The organism is Calothrix sp. NIES-2100, assembly GCF_963875285.1.
In the GTDB taxonomy this organism is placed as follows: domain Bacteria; phylum Cyanobacteriota; class Cyanobacteriia; order Cyanobacteriales; family Nostocaceae; genus Aulosira.
The window spans coordinates 9,619,453-9,636,895 of sequence record NZ_CAWNLA010000001.1; the positions used below are offsets into that span (position 1 = coordinate 9,619,453).

General features: G+C 41.3%; 17 protein-coding genes and 1 pseudogene. 10 read left to right on the top strand and 8 right to left on the bottom strand.

Annotation, left to right across the window (positions count from 1 at the left end; translation table 11 throughout):
• Window positions 1–125: 125 nt before the first annotated feature.
• Complete coding sequence (gene ilvC, locus AACU32_RS39120; RefSeq protein ID WP_096607576.1) at window positions 126–1,121, top strand: ketol-acid reductoisomerase; 996 nt, start codon at window positions 126–128, stop codon at window positions 1,119–1,121.
• Window positions 1,122–1,308: 187 nt separating this feature from the next.
• Here the strand turns inward: ilvC and AACU32_RS39125 are convergent, their stop codons facing one another.
• Window positions 1,309–1,569 carry a hypothetical protein gene (locus tag AACU32_RS39125; RefSeq protein ID WP_096607577.1) on the bottom strand — a complete coding sequence of 87 codons (261 nt, stop codon included), beginning with the start codon at window positions 1,567–1,569 and terminating at the stop codon, window positions 1,309–1,311.
• Between the two features lie 327 nt (window positions 1,570–1,896).
• Here AACU32_RS39125 and AACU32_RS39130 point away from each other — a divergent pair, with 327 nt between their 5' ends.
• The gene (locus AACU32_RS39130) at window positions 1,897–2,271 is read left to right on the top strand and encodes a DUF4870 domain-containing protein (RefSeq protein WP_096607578.1); all 375 of its coding nucleotides are present in this window, start codon (window positions 1,897–1,899) and stop codon (window positions 2,269–2,271) included.
• Window positions 2,272–2,504: 233 nt separating this feature from the next.
• Here AACU32_RS39130 and AACU32_RS39135 read toward each other — a convergent pair whose 3' ends face one another.
• Entirely contained in the window at window positions 2,505–3,119 is a 615-nt protein-coding gene (locus tag AACU32_RS39135; RefSeq protein WP_096607579.1) for a hypothetical protein, read from the bottom strand.
• A 467-nt stretch (window positions 3,120–3,586) separates the two neighbouring features.
• On the opposite strand from AACU32_RS39135, the gene AACU32_RS39140 reads away from it, so the two are divergent.
• The 3 genes and pseudogenes from AACU32_RS39140 to AACU32_RS39150 form a co-directional block, all read left to right on the top strand.
• Window positions 3,587–4,492, top strand: coding sequence for a peptidoglycan-binding protein (locus AACU32_RS39140; protein WP_096607580.1), 906 nt, complete (start codon window positions 3,587–3,589; stop codon window positions 4,490–4,492).
• 115 nt (window positions 4,493–4,607) lie between these two features.
• Window positions 4,608–4,790, top strand: coding sequence for a zinc ribbon domain-containing protein (locus AACU32_RS39145; protein ID WP_339378630.1), 183 nt, complete (start codon window positions 4,608–4,610; stop codon window positions 4,788–4,790).
• 122 nt (window positions 4,791–4,912) lie between these two features.
• Window positions 4,913–5,044 (top strand): annotated as a pseudogene (locus AACU32_RS39150) (ABC transporter ATP-binding protein); the annotation flags it as partial.
• Between the two features lie 2 nt (window positions 5,045–5,046).
• Here the strand turns inward: AACU32_RS39150 and AACU32_RS39155 are convergent.
• Window positions 5,047–5,727 carry a tetratricopeptide repeat protein gene (locus AACU32_RS39155; RefSeq protein WP_096608373.1) on the bottom strand — a complete coding sequence of 227 codons (681 nt, stop codon included), beginning with the start codon at window positions 5,725–5,727 and terminating at the stop codon, window positions 5,047–5,049.
• A 600-nt stretch (window positions 5,728–6,327) separates the two neighbouring features.
• Between AACU32_RS39155 and AACU32_RS39160 the strand changes: the two genes are divergently transcribed.
• Window positions 6,328–6,468, top strand: a complete 141-nt coding sequence (locus tag AACU32_RS39160; RefSeq protein ID WP_339378631.1) for a hypothetical protein — start codon at window positions 6,328–6,330, stop codon at window positions 6,466–6,468.
• 213 nt (window positions 6,469–6,681) lie between these two features.
• Here AACU32_RS39160 and AACU32_RS39165 read toward each other — a convergent pair whose 3' ends face one another.
• Window positions 6,682–6,843 (bottom strand): hypothetical protein, encoded by a 162-nt coding sequence (locus tag AACU32_RS39165; RefSeq protein ID WP_339378632.1) that lies wholly within the window; start codon window positions 6,841–6,843, stop codon window positions 6,682–6,684.
• A gap of 214 nt (window positions 6,844–7,057) precedes the next feature.
• On the opposite strand from AACU32_RS39165, the gene AACU32_RS39170 reads away from it, so the two are divergent.
• The 3 genes from AACU32_RS39170 to bchI all read left to right on the top strand — a co-directional run bounded on the left by AACU32_RS39170 (window position 7,058) and on the right by bchI (window position 9,574).
• Window positions 7,058–7,384, top strand: coding sequence for a YbjQ family protein (locus AACU32_RS39170; protein ID WP_096607581.1), 327 nt, complete (start codon window positions 7,058–7,060; stop codon window positions 7,382–7,384).
• Between the two features lie 264 nt (window positions 7,385–7,648).
• On the top strand, window positions 7,649–8,284 hold the full coding sequence (locus AACU32_RS39175) for a hypothetical protein (protein ID WP_096607582.1): 636 nt from the start codon (window positions 7,649–7,651) through the stop codon (window positions 8,282–8,284).
• 165 nt (window positions 8,285–8,449) lie between these two features.
• Window positions 8,450–9,574, top strand: coding sequence for a magnesium chelatase ATPase subunit I (gene bchI / locus AACU32_RS39180; protein ID WP_096607583.1), 1,125 nt, complete (start codon window positions 8,450–8,452; stop codon window positions 9,572–9,574).
• Between the two features lie 207 nt (window positions 9,575–9,781).
• Here bchI and AACU32_RS39185 read toward each other — a convergent pair whose 3' ends face one another.
• Window positions 9,782–12,295 carry an EamA family transporter gene (locus tag AACU32_RS39185; protein WP_096607584.1) on the bottom strand — a complete coding sequence of 838 codons (2,514 nt, stop codon included), beginning with the start codon at window positions 12,293–12,295 and terminating at the stop codon, window positions 9,782–9,784.
• A gap of 845 nt (window positions 12,296–13,140) precedes the next feature.
• Window positions 13,141–14,406, bottom strand: coding sequence for an inorganic phosphate transporter (locus tag AACU32_RS39190; protein WP_096608374.1), 1,266 nt, complete (start codon window positions 14,404–14,406; stop codon window positions 13,141–13,143).
• Between the two features lie 9 nt (window positions 14,407–14,415).
• Here AACU32_RS39190 and tnpA point away from each other — a divergent pair, with 9 nt between their 5' ends.
• The gene (gene tnpA / locus AACU32_RS39195) at window positions 14,416–14,712 is read left to right on the top strand and encodes an IS200/IS605 family transposase (RefSeq protein WP_096607585.1); all 297 of its coding nucleotides are present in this window, start codon (window positions 14,416–14,418) and stop codon (window positions 14,710–14,712) included.
• Here tnpA and uvrC read toward each other — a convergent pair.
• Complete coding sequence (gene uvrC / locus AACU32_RS39200) at window positions 14,674–16,545, bottom strand: excinuclease ABC subunit UvrC (protein ID WP_096607586.1); 1,872 nt, start codon at window positions 16,543–16,545, stop codon at window positions 14,674–14,676. The two genes, tnpA and uvrC, sit on opposite strands and share 39 nt — an antisense overlap.
• Before the next feature lie 288 nt (window positions 16,546–16,833).
• The gene (locus AACU32_RS39205) at window positions 16,834–17,247 is read right to left on the bottom strand and encodes a response regulator (RefSeq protein ID WP_096607587.1); all 414 of its coding nucleotides are present in this window, start codon (window positions 17,245–17,247) and stop codon (window positions 16,834–16,836) included.
• Between the last annotated feature and the right edge of the window lie 196 nt (window positions 17,248–17,443).

A 17,443-nucleotide genomic window follows, 5' to 3' on the forward strand; every position in this document is an offset into this window, starting at 1 on the left:
CCATGCCCAATGCCCAATGCCCAATGCCCCATGCCCCTCTTTTTAATTGCTTATCCGTAGTTACGCAATATGGGGTAAAATCAAAAGCCTGCCAATAAATGATGCTTGCTGACAGGAGATGCGCTATGGCCCGGATGTATTATGACGAAGATGCCAATTTAGACCTTTTGGCTGGAAAAACCATTGCAATCATTGGCTATGGTTCTCAAGGTCATGCTCACGCCCTGAATCTTAAAGATAGCGGTTTGGATGTGATTGTCGGGCTATATCCGGGCAGTAAGTCAGCTGCCAAGGCTCAAGAAGCCGGCTTAACTGTGAAAAATGTCGCAGATGCAGCTAATGCTGCTGACTTTATCATGATTTTGTTGCCTGATGAAGTCCAAAAAGCAGTTTATAAAAACGAAATTGAACCAAATTTAGTAGAAGGGAATGTTATCGCCTTTGCCCACGGCTTTAATATTCACTTTGGTCAAGTTGTACCACCGGCTAACGTAGATGTGGTAATGGTAGCGCCCAAAGGCCCTGGGCATTTAGTCCGTCGGACTTATGAACAAGGACAAGGCGTACCGGCGCTGTTTGCAGTTTATCAAGATGCTAGTGGTCGGGCACGCGATCGCGCTTTGGCATATGCTAGAGGTATCGGTGGTACTCGTGCTGGTGTTCTGGAAACCACCTTCCGCGAAGAAACCGAAACTGATTTGTTTGGCGAACAGGCAGTATTGTGCGGTGGTTTGAGCGCTTTGATTAAAGCCGGATTTGAAACCTTAGTAGAAGCAGGTTATCAACCCGAGTTAGCTTATTTTGAATGTCTGCATGAAGTCAAATTGATTGTTGATTTAGTTGTTGAAGGTGGCTTAGCCAAAATGCGCGACAGCATCTCCAACACTGCTGAATATGGCGATTACACCCGTGGCCCTCGAATTGTCAATGAGCAAACCAAAGCAGAAATGCGGAAGATTCTCAGCGAAATTCAATCTGGGCAATTTGCACGGGAATTTGTCCTAGAAAATCAATCTGGTAAACCTGGATTTACCGCCATGCGTCGTCAAGAAGCTGAACATCGCATTGAAGAAGTTGGCAAAGATTTACGCGCTATGTTTAGCTGGTTGAAAAAAGCTTAAGGACTAAGGATTAGGGACTAGGGACTAGAGCATGAGGGAGATGAGGGAGTGTGGGGAGTTTTCTGCCCCATCTGCCCCATCTCTTCCCCATACTCCTTAGCCCAATGCCCAATGCCCAATGCCCACTTGCCCTGAGCGGAGCCGTTCGCGTAGCGGACGCACCAGAAGGGATGCCCCATGCCCCAAATCAAGCATGAAGGTTCGCTTGTTCTTGTAACCACGGGTCTACAGGCTGTCCATCTTTGCGACGTAATTCAATCTCCACCACCATAACTTCTTTAGAACCGGGGGGAGCAGGTTTTTGATGGAAGATAATGTCATACTCCAGTGGATCGTGATTACGTTCTTTCAACCATTCCTGCACCTTGGTGGTAGCAAAGAATGATTGCCCTTGCTCAAACATGCGAGTAATCTGTAACTGTAGCGTGTAGGGATTTATGCGACCCATTTTCTACCACCTTTCTCAAATAATTTATAGGGTGAGCATTACCCACCCTAGCTGATACTTTTATGTTACTTGTATTACAAAATATTAACTTAGTGCTATCACATAAGTTATAAAGGCTTGCTCCCGATAATATCCCCGACTTCTTGGAGAAGTCGGGGATATTGCAGGTTCGGTAAACCTCAATCATCTAAATTGATGAATACCAGTCAAAGTTAATGCATACCAAGAGAAAGGCGCAAAATAGCTGGAGTACGGTAAACTGCAATACAAAACTGATTCAGTGTCCGTTACAATCAAAGCTATAAAGCAAGTGGAGGAGCCACCAGGATGCAAGTTACATACGATTCTGATAAGCGTAAATTGCTATCCTCTCTATCTCATGGGGCGATTTTCTTTAGTACAACATTGTTCTCAGTCGGAGTTCCAATTGTCATTAACATGATTTCCGACGACCCAGTTGTGAAAAGCAACGCCAAAGAATCAATTAATTTTCACTTCAATGTTTGGTTTTGGGCAACTGTCATCGGAGTACCAATTGGGATTCTATCTTGGCTTACCTTTGGACTTGGCGGAATTTTATTTTTCCCCGTTGTCGCTTTGGGCTTTGCACTGCACTGGGGCCTGACAATTTGGGCGCTATTTCATTGTTTGACTACCCCAGATGAACCGTTCCGTTATCCGTTTATTTTTCGAGTTTTGTAATTAAACCATCTCTGTGAAAGTACCAACAAGTTAATTACCCAAGATTTGAGTAAGTAGCTATCATTCCCGGCGTACACCAGGACACATGAAAAAAAATTCTGATTCCCCTCCTCGCTTGCGGGGAGGGGTCTTATTTTCAAGTAGGGGTGTGTCAGTCCTAGATATTGAGAATGCAGCAGTTTTATACTTTTGTGACCCACACCAAAATTTTGGTATGTTTTAAATTTTCAATCTTAAGCTAATGGGATTTGTAGATTTTCTACTTTGAGCAGAATTTTGAGCAAAGCTGCTACACCAATTTGGGCGGAAACTGCATTAGCATCCCATTTACCATCGCTTTTATATTTACCTTGGGTGTAGAGATTAGTACCTGACCATAGATAAGGAGTCAGAACTTCTGGATGGTAATTCCTATAGCCAAAACCATTATATTTCTCGATCTGCCAAAGCTGGGCAGCTAGACTCCAGTCTTTTACTTGATCGAATTCTTGAAAAGTTAAAGCATCAATTGCACTTTCCTCCCAAGTATATCCTACTTCCCAGCCTTTGATGGGTTCAGCAACAGGTCTGCCTGGTGGTACTTTAACGGTGCGTTTTTTTAGCGAGTCGCCGTTGTGCAGATGTCTGGTGAACTTGAGAGATGATTCCATGTTATGGATGACTGCAATAAAGTACCAAGGTACATTAATCTCTCGCTGTACTGCTTGGTATCGACGACGATGTGAGCAGATTTTCGCAACTATCTCTTGAGTCTGCGGCAAATTCTCTGGTTTGATTTCGCAAATGTTCCAAAGTCTCTGATATTCTGGTTTGAGGTCGCGAAGACGAAGTGATATTTCTGTTGTCATTGTTATCGGCACTAAGTAATAGCACTGGATTTTTGAGTGCCACAAAGGTAACTTATTTTTCCAAAATTTAAGTTTTTTGATACAAAAAATTAAATTTTTCTGCGTTAATAGCCAGTTGCTTATGCTACCATCTGCAAAAGATGAGCGCCATCTCAAAAATTGTAAATTTATTTATACAAAAATTAGTTTTATTCACAGTAATCAGCTTCAGCTATTACATAGTTTTATAGCGATCATTAAATTTACATTACGTAACTACAGAAATCTTGTATTTAATAACATCCTTCTCCTACACTATATAAGTGCTTTTTCAGCAGGAAATATGTACTTATATATACTAAGATTGTATATGATAAGTAATAATTTTGACGAGAATTTGTATCTCAGGCTATGTTCTCAAACAGAATTAATCGACACAACCATGTTTGTACCTACTTAGTAAATAAATGAATGGAGGCAAGTAAGCGATGAAACTACAAGATTTCCTAGGAAAACAAGAAAAATGGAACTTTGAAGCGATTGGTCAAGATGCAGAATTAACCACTCAGATTCAGATACTTTTAATTGGCTTGGATTTATTAGACAAACCAGCCGATGGGAAGTTTGGGCCAGTTTCTGCGGCGGCACTCAAACAATTTCAAGAATTAACTAAGTCTGGAGAAGATGATTATTTAGGAGCAGTCACAGCCAAGAATTTAATTGAAACTAAACCAGATGAACTACCTAAACCACCTTTAAAACTCAGTAATAGTATTGACAGCAGAATTGTGAAATACTTGCAGTTAAAAGGCTATCAGATATTCACAGGAGCCAGACAATACAACATTGTTTATCTAGAGGGAATGAATGAAGATTGGACTCTCAACAGTGACACACCCAATCAATTTAATGACCGTCGGGTTGTGATCGAAATCGTCGAAGGTGTCCCCAAAATTGTCAACCACTGGCAAGCTACTACTGAACCAGGTAAATATTATACCTACAATCCCATGAATGAAAAAGGAGCTGCCAGAATTAAATTTGGGCAATATAAAGCTTGGGCTGTAGGCTACCACGGCAATGCAGACCGCCACGAAGCTTTAATCCAAGTTGCACCGATTACTGTTCACCGAGATTTAAACCAAGACTTTAAACGCACCAACGATAAACTTGACACAGGTCTTTTCCAAGTTAATCAACACTGGGGCTATGATGCTCCGGTAAATGATATCAAGAATGCCAGTGCAGGTTGTTTAGTTGGGCGTAGGCGAGATGGACATCGAGAATTTATGGCAATTATTAAACAAGACCGCCGTTTTGTAGCTAATAATGACTATGTCTTCTACACTACAGTTATTCCTGGTGATGATTTATTGAAGAGTTTCCCTGGATGAGGTCTGGTATCTTAAATTAAAATATTTGCCCACCTTACCAAATCAAATTGGTAACGGTGGGCATTGCTGATTAAATTACGCTGGAATAGCTAGATTTACTTACAACTGAGGTCTTGTGACTGGGAATAACCTTTATATTGCTGAGAGCTGGTTCCCATCAAGTAAAACCTGTTCCAATTGTGGACATATTCAAGATATGCCGCTAAAAGAAAAAACTTACAACTGTAAAAGTTATGGACATTCGATGGACAGGGATTTGAACGCAGCAATTAATTTATCATGTTTGGCTAGAGCGTGAAAGCGAACTTCGGGATAGCCGCTCTCATGCTCCCATTGAAGTGAAAAGTAAATGTCTAGACTTGTCTAGTATTTATATAGCAGGTGACTCAAGTGTAAGGTGATAGCGCAATTCACTCTTAATATCTATTTTTTCCGATATTAGAAGCAGCTAATATTTACCTAGAACAACAGCCCAATAAAACCGGGATGATAGTGCGTCCCTCTAATTTAAAAGATATTTTCGTAGAACTAACGGGACGCCAATTAGTTTAACCTCATCCGCCTAAATCACGTAGTAATGCTTCGACTCTGGCGACACCATCAAAATCATTGCGTCGTTGGTATAAGTCACGAGCTTTATTCAGTACGTTGACAGCTTGTTTGGCTTGCCGTCTTTGCTTATACATTGAACCCATTAACTCATAAGTTTGGGCATTATTGCGATCCAAATTGATTGCTTGTTCGTAGGCCCAGCTAGCTGCTTCGTAATCTCCCAAACGAGCTTGAGTAACAGCTAATCCCAAATAAGCATTAACATTATTACGATTTAGTTGAATAGCACGACGGTAAGCTTCTTTTGCTCCTGCCGTGTCTCCCATATTACCTTTGATGTAACCCACAGCGTAGTAAAAATCGCCGTTGTTAGGGGTAATGGCCAGCGCCCGACGATAAGCGGCTAGTGCGGCGGGAAAATTTCCTTGTTGAGCATATAAATAGCCGATACCTGATTGAATCTTCGCATTCTTCGGTTCGAGACTTGCTGCTTGTTGGTAAATGGAGATTGCCCCATTATAATCACCGGCATCGACTAGTCTGCGCCCTTCTTCCAGCATTTGCTTGACTTCTGGAGTCCTGGCTTGTGCCACCAAGACTTGAGCTTGAGCCACTGGGGATATAGTGGCAGCAAAATTACCTAATAACAAAATGCTTACTATAAATGTAATCTGTTTGTACACAGTAAATTTCCTGAGATTCAAGGGAACTTTTTTCTTGTACATTAAAACAGAAATGTTGAGTTTTGAAAACTGTATTTATTCCGTTTTATAAAATATTAATAATTTCTCATCAACACTGTCAGTACTGGTGCTATGAAACCCGAGTTTTTACTGAACTCATCAGTCAGAGCTAGGAGAATGAGCGTATATTCCACAGTATGGTTAAACCAAAATGCTTTGTGAAGATAATTAAGTTAAATTTATACCAGTTGGCAAGTTAAATTTATACCTAAATATCTAAAACTAAGCGCTTTTAAGTAAAAAAAGTGTGATGATATTTATGCAGTAGCATGAGTGGCAAAGGAAAATCAATTTTACTCATAGATAAATTTAGAAGATTGACTCGAGATTCTAGAAGCTGATTTGTTTGATATTCATCCTCATGTGAGAAGTACTATAGGAATCCGGTTTGCTTTTTGAACAAATGACCTACTCTGGAAGTTTCAGTGTAGGGTGGGCAATGCCACGTATAATTCAAAAATCAGATAGTCATCCTATAGATTAGATCTATCTAAACTGCTAAATGTTCCTCTCTTCCTCTGGGTGTTGCTCATTGATGAGATGAATTTTGTTTTGCGCTCCCGTCGCAGAGTGATTAGCCAGAGTGGTATTTTTTATTTCCACATAGAAGCAACTGGCGTTAGCGATGTACCTCTACTCTTAAGCAAGCTACCCGTAGCAGACGCACCAGAAGATGTTTGATAGGGTTTCCCGCTTTCTTCGCGGTTGTTTGAAAAGTTGCAAAATTTACTCAAAACCTCTCTCCAAACCTCTCTTCTACGAGGAGATAGGTTTAAAACACACATTAACTCGTAGGAAAATCGGGGTACTTATTTTTTGTATCAATTCCTTCATTAAAGTTTTTCAGTACCCTTCGGTCGGTAATTTTTTTGGCTGTAATTTACGCACAGCTGTTCATGAGGGACAAATATCCTCACACAAAACAGAGAAAACGGCGTTGAGTAGTTGCCAAATATTCACTTCTGGTTTCCGACCACCAGATTTTGCTACTGGAATTAATGGTTCAAGTATTTCCCCTTTTGTTTGGAAGAGTTTACGGAGGGAAACTTTACTCAATCTTATCTAATACCAATTCAAATTATGTTGGCGACACATACATTATTCGTAAGGGCACAACAATGTAGTGTTACTACCCATCTGTCACATTCTTTGTTCAAATTGGTACAACTTCATCAATGTAGTTAAAGAAGTTTCTCATAATCGAGTAGCTGTAAATGATTAAGAATTACTATAATTGATGAACTGACAAATTATCTAATGAGGGTAAATTATGATTTTGACGACAACTGATGTGGTTCAAGGAGCAGTTATTCAGTCATATTTGGGGATTGTTACGGCTGAAGTCGTTTATGGTAGCAATTTCTTACGGGATTTTTTGGCTAGCATTCGCGATATTGTCGGTGGACGCACTGGTAGCTATGAACGTTTATTTGAACAAGGTCAACGCAAAGCATTACAAGAATTAGAACTACGGGCACAGCGTTTAGGCGCGGATGCTGTAATAGGTATTGAAATTGATACTGGTACAATCAATGTCGATCAGTCAGGAGTGCTGTTATTGATTACTGCCACGGGTACTGCTGTGAAGATGCGTTAGTTTTTCTATAGTGATAAATTCGGTAATAGACCTACTTACTTGCTAATAATTCGTGTAATATTTTTCAATAAAAGTTATTATATAAACATAGTTTTAATTTGTTTACAGGAAATAATTAACTAAAAATTATTCCTACTAAAGATAGAGTATGTAACTCTTTCTGCTGATAGAGAGAAATAATTATATTTAGTAATTTAATTTGAATCAAAAGCAAAAATATAACTGGTAAAAATTTTGCTGAAGCAGTCAGGGAGAAAATAGTTTATGTCATATGTAAATCGGGTAGGAGACCAAGTTATTCCTCCTGAGCCTGTTGTCGCAGGTCGAGTTACTGAATATCACGACCTTGTGCGTTGGGGACCGATCATTTCTGGGGTGTTGGTTGCGTTAGTTACACAATTAATTTTGAGTGCATTATTTGGTGCGATCGGTGCAGGTAATGTTGCAGGTTCAGGCGCACCTAGAAGTATTGCACCTAATGTTGCTAGTAACGTAGGTCTTTGGTCAACGATCGCTTTATTAATTTCCCTGTTTACTGGTGGTTGGGTGACAACTCGTGCTTGTGGGCCGATGAACCGCAACACAGCTTTACTTAACGGCGCGATTCTTTGGGCTACCACTTTAGCGCTTAGCTCTTGGCTATTAGCAAGCGGGGTATCGGGTGCTTTTGGTGTAGCAGCTTCTAACGCCGCAGCAGTTCTCAACCAAACACAACAACCTTTGGGTAATGTGCAACAAAATATACCTAATGTATCTGCTCAACAAGCTCGTGAGATTGCTGCGGCTACCTCTAGAGGCTTGTGGTGGTTTGTATTTGGTTCTTTGTTGGGTTTAGCTGCTTCACTGATAGGAGCAGTTGCTGGCGCTCGCAAACCAAGAACTACTACGTACAATACTTAAAAATAGTCATTGGTCATTAGTCATTGGTCATTAGTCCATTGTCAAGAAATTCTCGGCTGTGGACTATGGACTTTTGACTATTGACTGCTGATAATAGACTCTCTATCGCCCCAGCTATGGCACAATAAAGAACGGTAATCAGAAAAATCTTGATAAGGTAATTTAGTGAGTCCTACTGCTCAAACCACAGCGAGTACGCGACGTGTGGTATTTCCGTTTACAGCAATTGTTGGTCAGGAAGAAATGAAACTGGCCCTGCTGTTGAACGTGATTGACCCCAAAATCGGTGGTGTAATGATTATGGGCGATCGCGGCACGGGCAAATCCACAACTATCCGCGCCCTGGCCGATTTGCTACCGGAAATCTCTGTTGTTGCTAATGACCCCTTCAACAGTGACCCCAATGACCCCGACTTGATGAGCGATGAAGTCCGCCAGCTGTTACAACAGGGAGCATCCATTCCTGTAGTTCCCAAAAAAGTGCAGATGGTAGACCTGCCTTTAGGAGCCACAGAAGACCGGGTTTGCGGTACCATCGACATCGAAAAAGCTTTATCTGAAGGTGTGAAAGCCTTTGAACCGGGACTTTTGGCAAAAGCTAACCGGGGTATTCTCTACGTGGATGAAGTTAACTTACTAGATGACCACCTAGTAGACGTGTTGCTGGACTCCGCCGCTAGTGGTTGGAACACAGTAGAACGGGAAGGGATTTCTATCCGTCACCCAGCCCGGTTTGTGCTTGTCGGTTCTGGTAACCCGGAAGAAGGTGAACTGCGACCCCAACTTCTCGATCGCTTTGGAATGCACGCGGAAATCCACACGGTAAAAGAACCAGCTTTGCGGGTGCAAATTGTCGAGCAACGGGCAGAATTTGACCAAAATCCTCTAGCATTTGTCGATAAGTACCAAACTGAGCAAGAAGCACTACAACAGCAAATTGTCAATGCGCAGAATTTGTTACCACAAGTCACCAGCGACTACGATTTGCGGGTAAAAATTTCGGAAATATGTTCAGAACTAGATGTAGATGGTTTGCGGGGTGACATTGTGACTAACCGCGCCGCCAAAGCCTTAACTGCATTGGAAGGACGCACCGAAGTTACAGTTGATGACATCCGCCGTGTAATTACCCTATGTCTGCGTCATAGGCTACGGAAAGACCCCTTAGAGTCGATTGATTCTGGTTATAAGGTAGAAAAAGCTTTTGCGCGGGTCTTTGGTGTGGAATTACCGGAAAATGATACTGCACAAAAAAACGGCACAGGTCAAATTAAAACTGGTGTTCGGTAATCAGCAAACAGTTAATAGTTATTAGTAAACAATCACATGAGTTTACTAATAACTATTAGCATTATTGAGGAGGTAATTTGATGCCAGAAATCTGCCGTTTTTACAGTATTATAGTCCAAGTATCGCAAAGGGCGGGGTTTCCCCAGCCCTACGAAGTATTAATCACAATTAGTTAAATACACCACTAGAACCCGATCGCGTTCGTACTTAAGTCTGTGAATTAGAATTAAGCTGATTGCGCACTTTTTCAAAGCTAAAAGCTGCTGCGCCAAAAGTTACTAGCATTACTCCCAAAATTTGCACAAATTCTAAATTTTCTTGAATTAGCAAACCAGCAAAAATCACTGTTAAAAATGGGACACTTGCACCGATAATTGCTGAACGAGGTGCGCCTAGTTGACGAATGCCAACATTATTGCAGACGTAACCAAACAGAGTTAGTACACCTAAAATAAAAGCACATAAAATAACTTCTAACAATTGAGAAGGTTCAAGTACTAAGCTTAATTCCCCAGGAAAGGGAATCATTAAGCCAATTAAGCTCAACAGCAACATGGTAGCGAAGTTAATCACAGTAAAGGACACTGGATGCAATTTGCTAGCACATATTCTGGTGAGGATGACGTAAACAGCAAAAGCTACTCCTGATAAAATCGCTGTAGTACTTCCGAGGGGAACATTACCAACAGAAATACTACTAGCACCGCCCAAAATTAGTAATTCACCACAAAAAACAGCACCAATGGCTGCATAGCGGAATCCGCTGGGGCGATCGCGGAACAAAAACCAAGATAAAAGTCCGCTAATTACTGGATAGATAAAGAAAAGTGCGATCGCCATTCCGGTTGTGACTTGGGCGATGGCTACATAAATCAGCACTTGCGATAAAAACAAAAAGCAGCCACTAGCGATAGACAACTGTAAAATCTTGATTGTCTTGCTATTGCTGGAAGTAGAACTTTTGCGTACTGAGCTAAATAGAGTTTGCAAGTCTTCCCAGACTCGTGGATGCATCATCGGCGCTAACATCAACATTAGTGGTACAACCACCAGCAACCGCAGCATCAAAATTAATAACACATTACCTAAAGTTGGTAATAGCAATCGTTCTACTTGCACTCCCAAAATTTCCGCACCTTGCTGGAAAATCACCTTAATAGCTACGTTGTAAAGCGATGAAACCACCGTTGACAACACAATCAGCAAGAAACCTATCTGAATAGACGATAAGGTTGAGGAGCCAGGTAAAGGTAGTGATGGGGGTGCTACTCTCTGTTTGGGCGATGGTAAAACCGGCTCCGATTTAGTTTTACTCGCCGACAAATCATTGGAGATGACTGAAATTGGCTGATTGGGGCTGGCTGGTGGGGGTGTGGCTTTTGGTAACTCAAAAGAAGGTTCAGGTGCAGTTTCACTCTCTGATAACTCTGGGGAAAGCACAGAAATTGTTTCAGAATTGTTGCTGCTGAATGCTGTTGATGTTACTTCCGTTGATGGTAAAGAAGGTTCGGATGTAGTTTCACTTTCTGATAATTCTGGGGAAAGCACAGAAATTGGTTCAGAGTCGTTGCTGCTGAATGCTGTTGATGTTGCTTCCGTTGACGCTAAAGAAGGCTCTGGTGTAGTTTCACTCTCTGATAATTCTGAGGAAAGCACAGAAATTGGTTCAGAGTCGTTGCTGCTGAATGCTGTTGATGTTGCTTCCGTTGACGCTAAAGAAGGCTCTGGTGTAGTTTCACTCTCTGATAATTCTGAGGAAAGCACAGAAATTGGCTCAGAGTCGTTGCTGCTGAATGCTGTTAATGTGACTGGCGCTGATAGTAAAGAAGGCTCTGGTGTAGTTTCACTCTCTGATAATTCTGGGGAAAGCACAGAAATTGGTTCGGTGACATTTTCCTTTGCTGGTAAGACAGTTGCTTCCAGTGGTGTGGCGAAAGTTTCCGACTGTGAAGTAGTTTTATTCTCTGAAGATTCTACAGCCGCTTGGCTGCTCATCTGTTGTGAATCGGGGGAAGATTGCCAAGCAATCTGCTGCTGTTGGGGAAGTTGTAAAACTGTGGTTGGTGAGATAACTGCTTGCTGCTCAGGTAATTGCAATACAGTCGGTGGCGATACTTGTGTGGCTTTTAGTGGAGTTTTTGCAATTGTTTTTTCCAGTTCTTGCAAACGGTTAATTAACTCCGCTATAATTAATTCCCCTTGCTGTTGTTGACCGTGCATCCGAGACAACTGTTGGGAAAGATTGCTTTGGTAGTTCTTTAGCTCTTGTTGCAGCGAGTTAAAGGTGATAGTCAGGCTATCATCCAAGGAACCTAGCATCTGCTCCACATTCTCATTGTTCTTCCCTTCTGCCAATGCTTGTCTGGCGGAAGAGTTTTTCTCTATTGATTGTGATTGGTTAGCTAAAGTCGTCAGCGAAGATTGGAGTTGGGAAGATATATGTTTTGCCAAAGCTTCTGCTAACTGACGAATTAACACCTGCTGTTCGCTGATTTGACGCGCCTGTTGTAACTGTTCTTTTTCATCAAGCAGTTGATTAATATCATCGCTTAAACGATTTTTTTCCCCCTGAAGCCGCTTTACTTCTTCCTGCAATGATCTCAGTACGTGCTGCTGAAGATTTTCCAAATCCTCAACAACAGCCCAAAGAGCATTTTCAGCGGCTCTGGATAAATCGCCTCTAACTCGTGGGTTGTCTGGTTGCTTCTCAAATCGCCCCATTAGCTTTTAACCTCTAACACCTTGACGATAAAGCTGCTTCCCGTATAACTGCTTGGCTTTCATAGTATATTTCCGAGAGTTTGTCAGATAAACCAAAAATTTTAACAGGACTTACGCATATCAACGTAATTTTGTCATGCTCAACACAGAGTTGGCAAAGCATACAATTTAGGTTATTACTTACGAAAGTGTGTTTTTTTCAGCCTCATAGGTAAATATCCTGTCAGTCTTAATTCAACCATTTATATTTTTAGCAGGATTTTTTCGGGATAAAAAATTTGACCAGAAAGGATGAACGATGAAGGATTAAATTTTATACTCCATATTTATCCTTCATAGATCATTTGACTGCAAATCAATACGTATTCTTTTTATACAAATAGAAATTGTTAAATACTTGTGAATGAATACTTCGGTAAGCTGTCACGCATCTAATTTGCAGATTATTTAGTGTTTACTGCTGACGGTTAACAGTCAACACTTCCAGTGAGCTTCAGTGCGGCGCAGTCAACAGTCAACTAACCTCATGAGTAATTGTGTAATTTAAAGGCGTAATAGCTTACTACCTACAAAGTTGTCTCAATTATTAAACTGATAGCGGTTCTCAGTTAAATTAACTACAGATAAACACAGATAAATTTGTATTTCAGCAGACTAGGAAATACTATATCGATTAATTCGCCTTGAATGTAACTTAAGCGACAGTTTATATCTGGAAGCGGGATTAAATTATTGTTTTGCGCGAATTCAGAATCTTGCTACCCTCTGGAAAATATTCTAATGAATTAGCCAGGATTGTGCAAAAAACATTTGACGGTTGACTATTGACTTTTGACTAGTAATTTTTAGAGAAAAATTATCTTGGCAATGCTAAAGATCGCAGCACTGAGGATGGCGCTGATTGGGACTGTAATTAGCCATGCAGCGGCGATACCCTGTAGAGTTTGGAATTGAATCGACTTGAGATTTTGCACTAGTCCAATCCCAACCACACCACCAACAAGGGCATGGGAGGTGGAGACGGGTAAACCTAAACGAGAGGCGATTAAGATAGTCGTGGCGGTGGCGAGTTCGGCACAAAATCCACTACTAGGTTGCAAGGAAATAATATTTTCGCCAATTGTGGCAATAACTTTTTTACCCCAGATGGCTAAACCAGCAACAATTCCCACACCGCCCAGGATTATAATCCAGATGGGGATGGTGATGCCATTTATGGGTACGCTACCAGTTTGATTAATATAAACGATCGCAGCCAGCGGCGCGATCGCATTCCCCACATCATTGGAACCATGAGCAAAGGCAACAAAGCAAGCACTCAGCAATTGAAAGCGAGCAAATAATTGCTCAACTTGATTTTGGATTTTGGATTTTGGATTTTGGATTGTATTTTGATCTAATTGTCGCCAGCTATAGAAAGTCAGTCCAACGGCGGCGACTGCACCTGTAAATATGGGAATATCGTAAGCGGGTAGATTAAACCCAAATTGGTCAATCAAAAAATTTGTTAGCGGTTGAGTCAGGGATGGGAGGACAATCACGCCAAATGTTCCTATTAATAGCGCACTCAACCAGGGAAGCCACTCATTTAACTGCACCAGTTGATTAGGTTGGTCTAAAATCCAGCGCTTGATTTGACTATAGAATAAAGCCGCGATCGCACCACTAATTATTGGCGTTAAAATCCAGCCAATGGTAATTGAGCCGATGGATGACCAATCAATCGCACCGACTCCCAAAGCTACCCAACTAAAACCTGCGATCGCACCGACAACTGCATGAGAAGAGGATACAGGCAAACCTCGTGACGTGGCAATTTGTAGCCACACCCCAGAGGCTAGTAACACTGTCACCATCCCCATAACTAAAATTTGGGGTGTAGCCGCAAATAAGGCGGGGTTAGCCACTTTCGTCGCCAGAGTTTCCGTTACCTCTTGACCAAACAATACCGCACCTGCAAACTCTAACACCCCAGCAATTATTAACGCCTGTTTCAACGTCACAGCTTTGGAACCAACAGATGTTCCCATTGCGTTAGCAACATCGTTAGCACCAAGGTTAAAGGCGACGTAGAAAGCGAGGAGGGTGACGAGGGTGAGGGTGATTGGCATACTGTTCATTTGGTCTGGATACCATGTAGACGTAGAAGGATTTTTGCTAACAACGAACAACTAAAACTTAGGTGCATTGAAATATTTCAGTCTGTTGCTAATGAGAATAAATGGGTGATCAAAGCCTTAGAAGTTGCACCAGATCATATTCATTTACTGGTCGAATATGACCCGCATCATTCAATATCTCAAGTGGTTAAAGCTTTTAAGGGTCGGTCGTCAAGATATTTAAGGCAAGAGTTTCCAGAAGTAAGCTCTCTATTCTACTCAAGCAGGATGAAAATAATTGTAGATTTCTTGAGCTAAACGTGGGCCGATGCTAGGGACTTGGGCTAGTTGTGCGGGTGTTGCTTGGCGAATATAATCAACAGAGCGGAAATGTCCTAACAGCAGCTTTTGGCGATGGTGTCCTAAGCCAGGAATTTCATCTAAACGCGATCGCTTTAATTTGTCACTACGCTGTTGGCGATGGAAACTGACAGCAAAACGATGGGCTTCATCTCGCAATCTTCGCAACAGTTGTACCCCTGGTTGTTCTGCATCGGTTTCTAAAGGTTGAGATTCTCCAGGTAAAAAAATCTCTTCTCGTCGCTTCGCTAAACTCACAACGCGCAAGTCTTCTAATAAGTTCATTTCTTGTAAAATAGCGACAACCGATGATAATTGACCTTTACCGCCATCGATCATCACTAAATCCGGCCAGTCAGGATTTCCGACACGTTGTAATTGCGGATCTTCAATATATTTGCGAAAGCGACGCTGAATAACTTCCGCTAAACTGGCGAAATCATCTGAATGTCCGGCTGTAACTGTGGGATTTTTAATTTTGTAGTGGCGATAGTACTGTTTAGCTGGTAACCCATCAATAAATACTACTTGGGAAGCGACTGCATTCGACCCCTGAATGTGGGAAATATCATAACCTTCAATGCGGTGGGGTAAGTCGGGTAAATCGACAATCGCGGCTAAATCTTGCATTGCTTGCTGGTTGCGATCGCCCAATTTTTGCATTCTTTGCAATTCATATTGAGCATTGCGCTCTACCATCTCAATTAATTCTGCCTTAGTTTGGCGCTGAGGAGCTAAAATTGTGACTTTTCGTCCTTTACGCTGAGTTAAGACATCTGCTAAGATTTCCGCCTCTGGTAACTCATGCTGTACCAAAATTTCTATGGGAATTTCTACTGCGTCAGCAGTTTGGTAGTGTTCTTCTAAAACTCGTTGTAAAATAGCACCAGGTTCAGCGTGGGCATCCGCTACAAATGCCAAGCGTCCGACTAATTGCCCAGCCCGAATTTGAAATAATTGGATGTAAGCGAGTTGTTCATCTCCTGCCAAGGCTATCGCATCCCGCGAAACTGTATCATCTGGTAAGGATACTTTCTGCTGTGCGGTCAGCGATTTTAACCCAGCTATTTGATCGCGAATCCGCGCTGCTGACTCAAAATTCAACGCTTCGGCGGATTTCTCCATCTGCTGTGTCAAAATCTCAATCAATTCTTGAGTTCGCCCTTGAAATACCATCGCCACCTTCTGCACAGTTTTACGGTATTCTTCCGGTGAAATTAGCTGTTGACATACTCCCGGACAGCGTCCTAAATCATAATTTAAACAAGGACGGTCTTTAAATAGTGGTTGTGGCCGTTGTCGCAGGGAAAAAATCCGCTTTGATATGCGTAATATCTCCCGTAATAAACCTGCATCTGTATATGGCCCGTAAAACTTATCTTTTTCCTTACCTAATTGGCGTTTGCGGGTGATAAAAATTCGTGGATAATCTTCTGACCAAGTGATGCAAACATAGGGATATTTTTTATCATCCTTGAGCAGCACATTAAAATATGGCTGGTGCTGCTTGATCAAATTGGCTTCCAGCGCCAAGGCTTCTGCTTCAGAATCCGTAACAATAAATTCAATTTCTGCCACTTGTTTTACCATTGTGGCAATGCGATCGCTTTTGTTGTAGCCATCACGGAAATAGGAACGCACGCGCGATCGCAATTTCCGCGATTTCCCGATGTAGATAATGCGATCGTCTGCGTCTCGCATAAAATAAACACCTGGTTCCGCCGGGATTTCGGCTAGACGGTTTTCCAGGCGTTCAGTATCTTTAAGCAGTGTTTGAGCAACTTTTATCACGACAAAATCTAGGTAAATTAACAATCCACCTATTTCTATTTTAAAGAAAATATATTTTTTTGTGTCAATTTCCTAAGTCTCGGATGAAGTCAGCTGAAGACTGAAGGCTGAACTATGAAGTATGAAATTCCCCTTAGTCATTTGTGTTTAAAAATAACAAATGACTAGTAACGAGGACTTACGCAAAAATCATCCCAAAGCCTTGATATGCTGTAGGGGCAATTAATGAATTGCCCCTACATTCCGTACTTAATGCGTAAGTCCTAGTTACTAATGAAAGTAGAGCGATCAAGACGCTAATTTTTCTTCAATTATCATCGTTAGCTCTTTCAGATTGACAGGTTTCACAAAATAGTGAGCAGCGCCCAAATTCATTGCTCGTTCTCGATCGTCCCTAAAAGCAAAGGCTGAAACTACAATGATCGGTATCGGTGATAAAACCGGATTATGCTGGATTTTTTCTAGCAATGAATAACCATCAATGTCGGGTAATTTTAAATCCAATAATATTAACTCCGGCTGGAATTTATTGACAGTTGAGAATAAAGCAGAGCCTACCGACAAACTGTGGACATTGTATCCACAGTAACTTAGATAGTCGCTCAGCAACATTCTATTTACATCATTATCCTCAATTAGCAAAATTCGTCTAAGTCGTTGGGACTTTAAACGCTGATTTATAGGGAGTAATTGTGCTGTCATTGTTAGTTATAATTTGTTATCAAACCCTGACTTTCTGTTAAAAAAATTAAACAAAACTCCTTATAAAGTATTAGGAAGATAGCCAATTTACTTCATGAATGTCGGTAATATTTCAATAAATTGAACTTAGCTTTTGTTTAATTACGCTTTATATTATTATCCTAAAAAGGATCTAATTAAAAAATTAATAATTTCT

Excerpts from the sequence above, each read along its gene's own strand:
- ilvC (WP_096607576.1), top strand. The coding sequence starts at position 126 with ATGGCCCGGATGTATTATGACGAAGATGCCAATTTAGACCTTTTGGCT.
- AACU32_RS39125 (WP_096607577.1), bottom strand. The coding sequence starts at position 1,569 with ATGGGTCGCATAAATCCCTACACGCTACAGTTACAGATTACTCGCATG.
- AACU32_RS39130 (WP_096607578.1), top strand. The coding sequence starts at position 1,897 with ATGCAAGTTACATACGATTCTGATAAGCGTAAATTGCTATCCTCTCTA.
- AACU32_RS39135 (WP_096607579.1), bottom strand. The coding sequence starts at position 3,119 with ATGACAACAGAAATATCACTTCGTCTTCGCGACCTCAAACCAGAATAT.
- AACU32_RS39140 (WP_096607580.1), top strand. The coding sequence starts at position 3,587 with ATGAAACTACAAGATTTCCTAGGAAAACAAGAAAAATGGAACTTTGAA.
- AACU32_RS39160 (WP_339378631.1), top strand. The coding sequence starts at position 6,328 with ATGAATTTTGTTTTGCGCTCCCGTCGCAGAGTGATTAGCCAGAGTGGT.
- AACU32_RS39170 (WP_096607581.1), top strand. The coding sequence starts at position 7,058 with ATGATTTTGACGACAACTGATGTGGTTCAAGGAGCAGTTATTCAGTCA.
- AACU32_RS39175 (WP_096607582.1), top strand. The coding sequence starts at position 7,649 with ATGTCATATGTAAATCGGGTAGGAGACCAAGTTATTCCTCCTGAGCCT.
- AACU32_RS39185 (WP_096607584.1), bottom strand. The coding sequence starts at position 12,295 with ATGGGGCGATTTGAGAAGCAACCAGACAACCCACGAGTTAGAGGCGAT.
- AACU32_RS39190 (WP_096608374.1), bottom strand. The coding sequence starts at position 14,406 with ATGCCAATCACCCTCACCCTCGTCACCCTCCTCGCTTTCTACGTCGCC.
- AACU32_RS39205 (WP_096607587.1), bottom strand. The coding sequence starts at position 17,247 with ATGACAGCACAATTACTCCCTATAAATCAGCGTTTAAAGTCCCAACGA.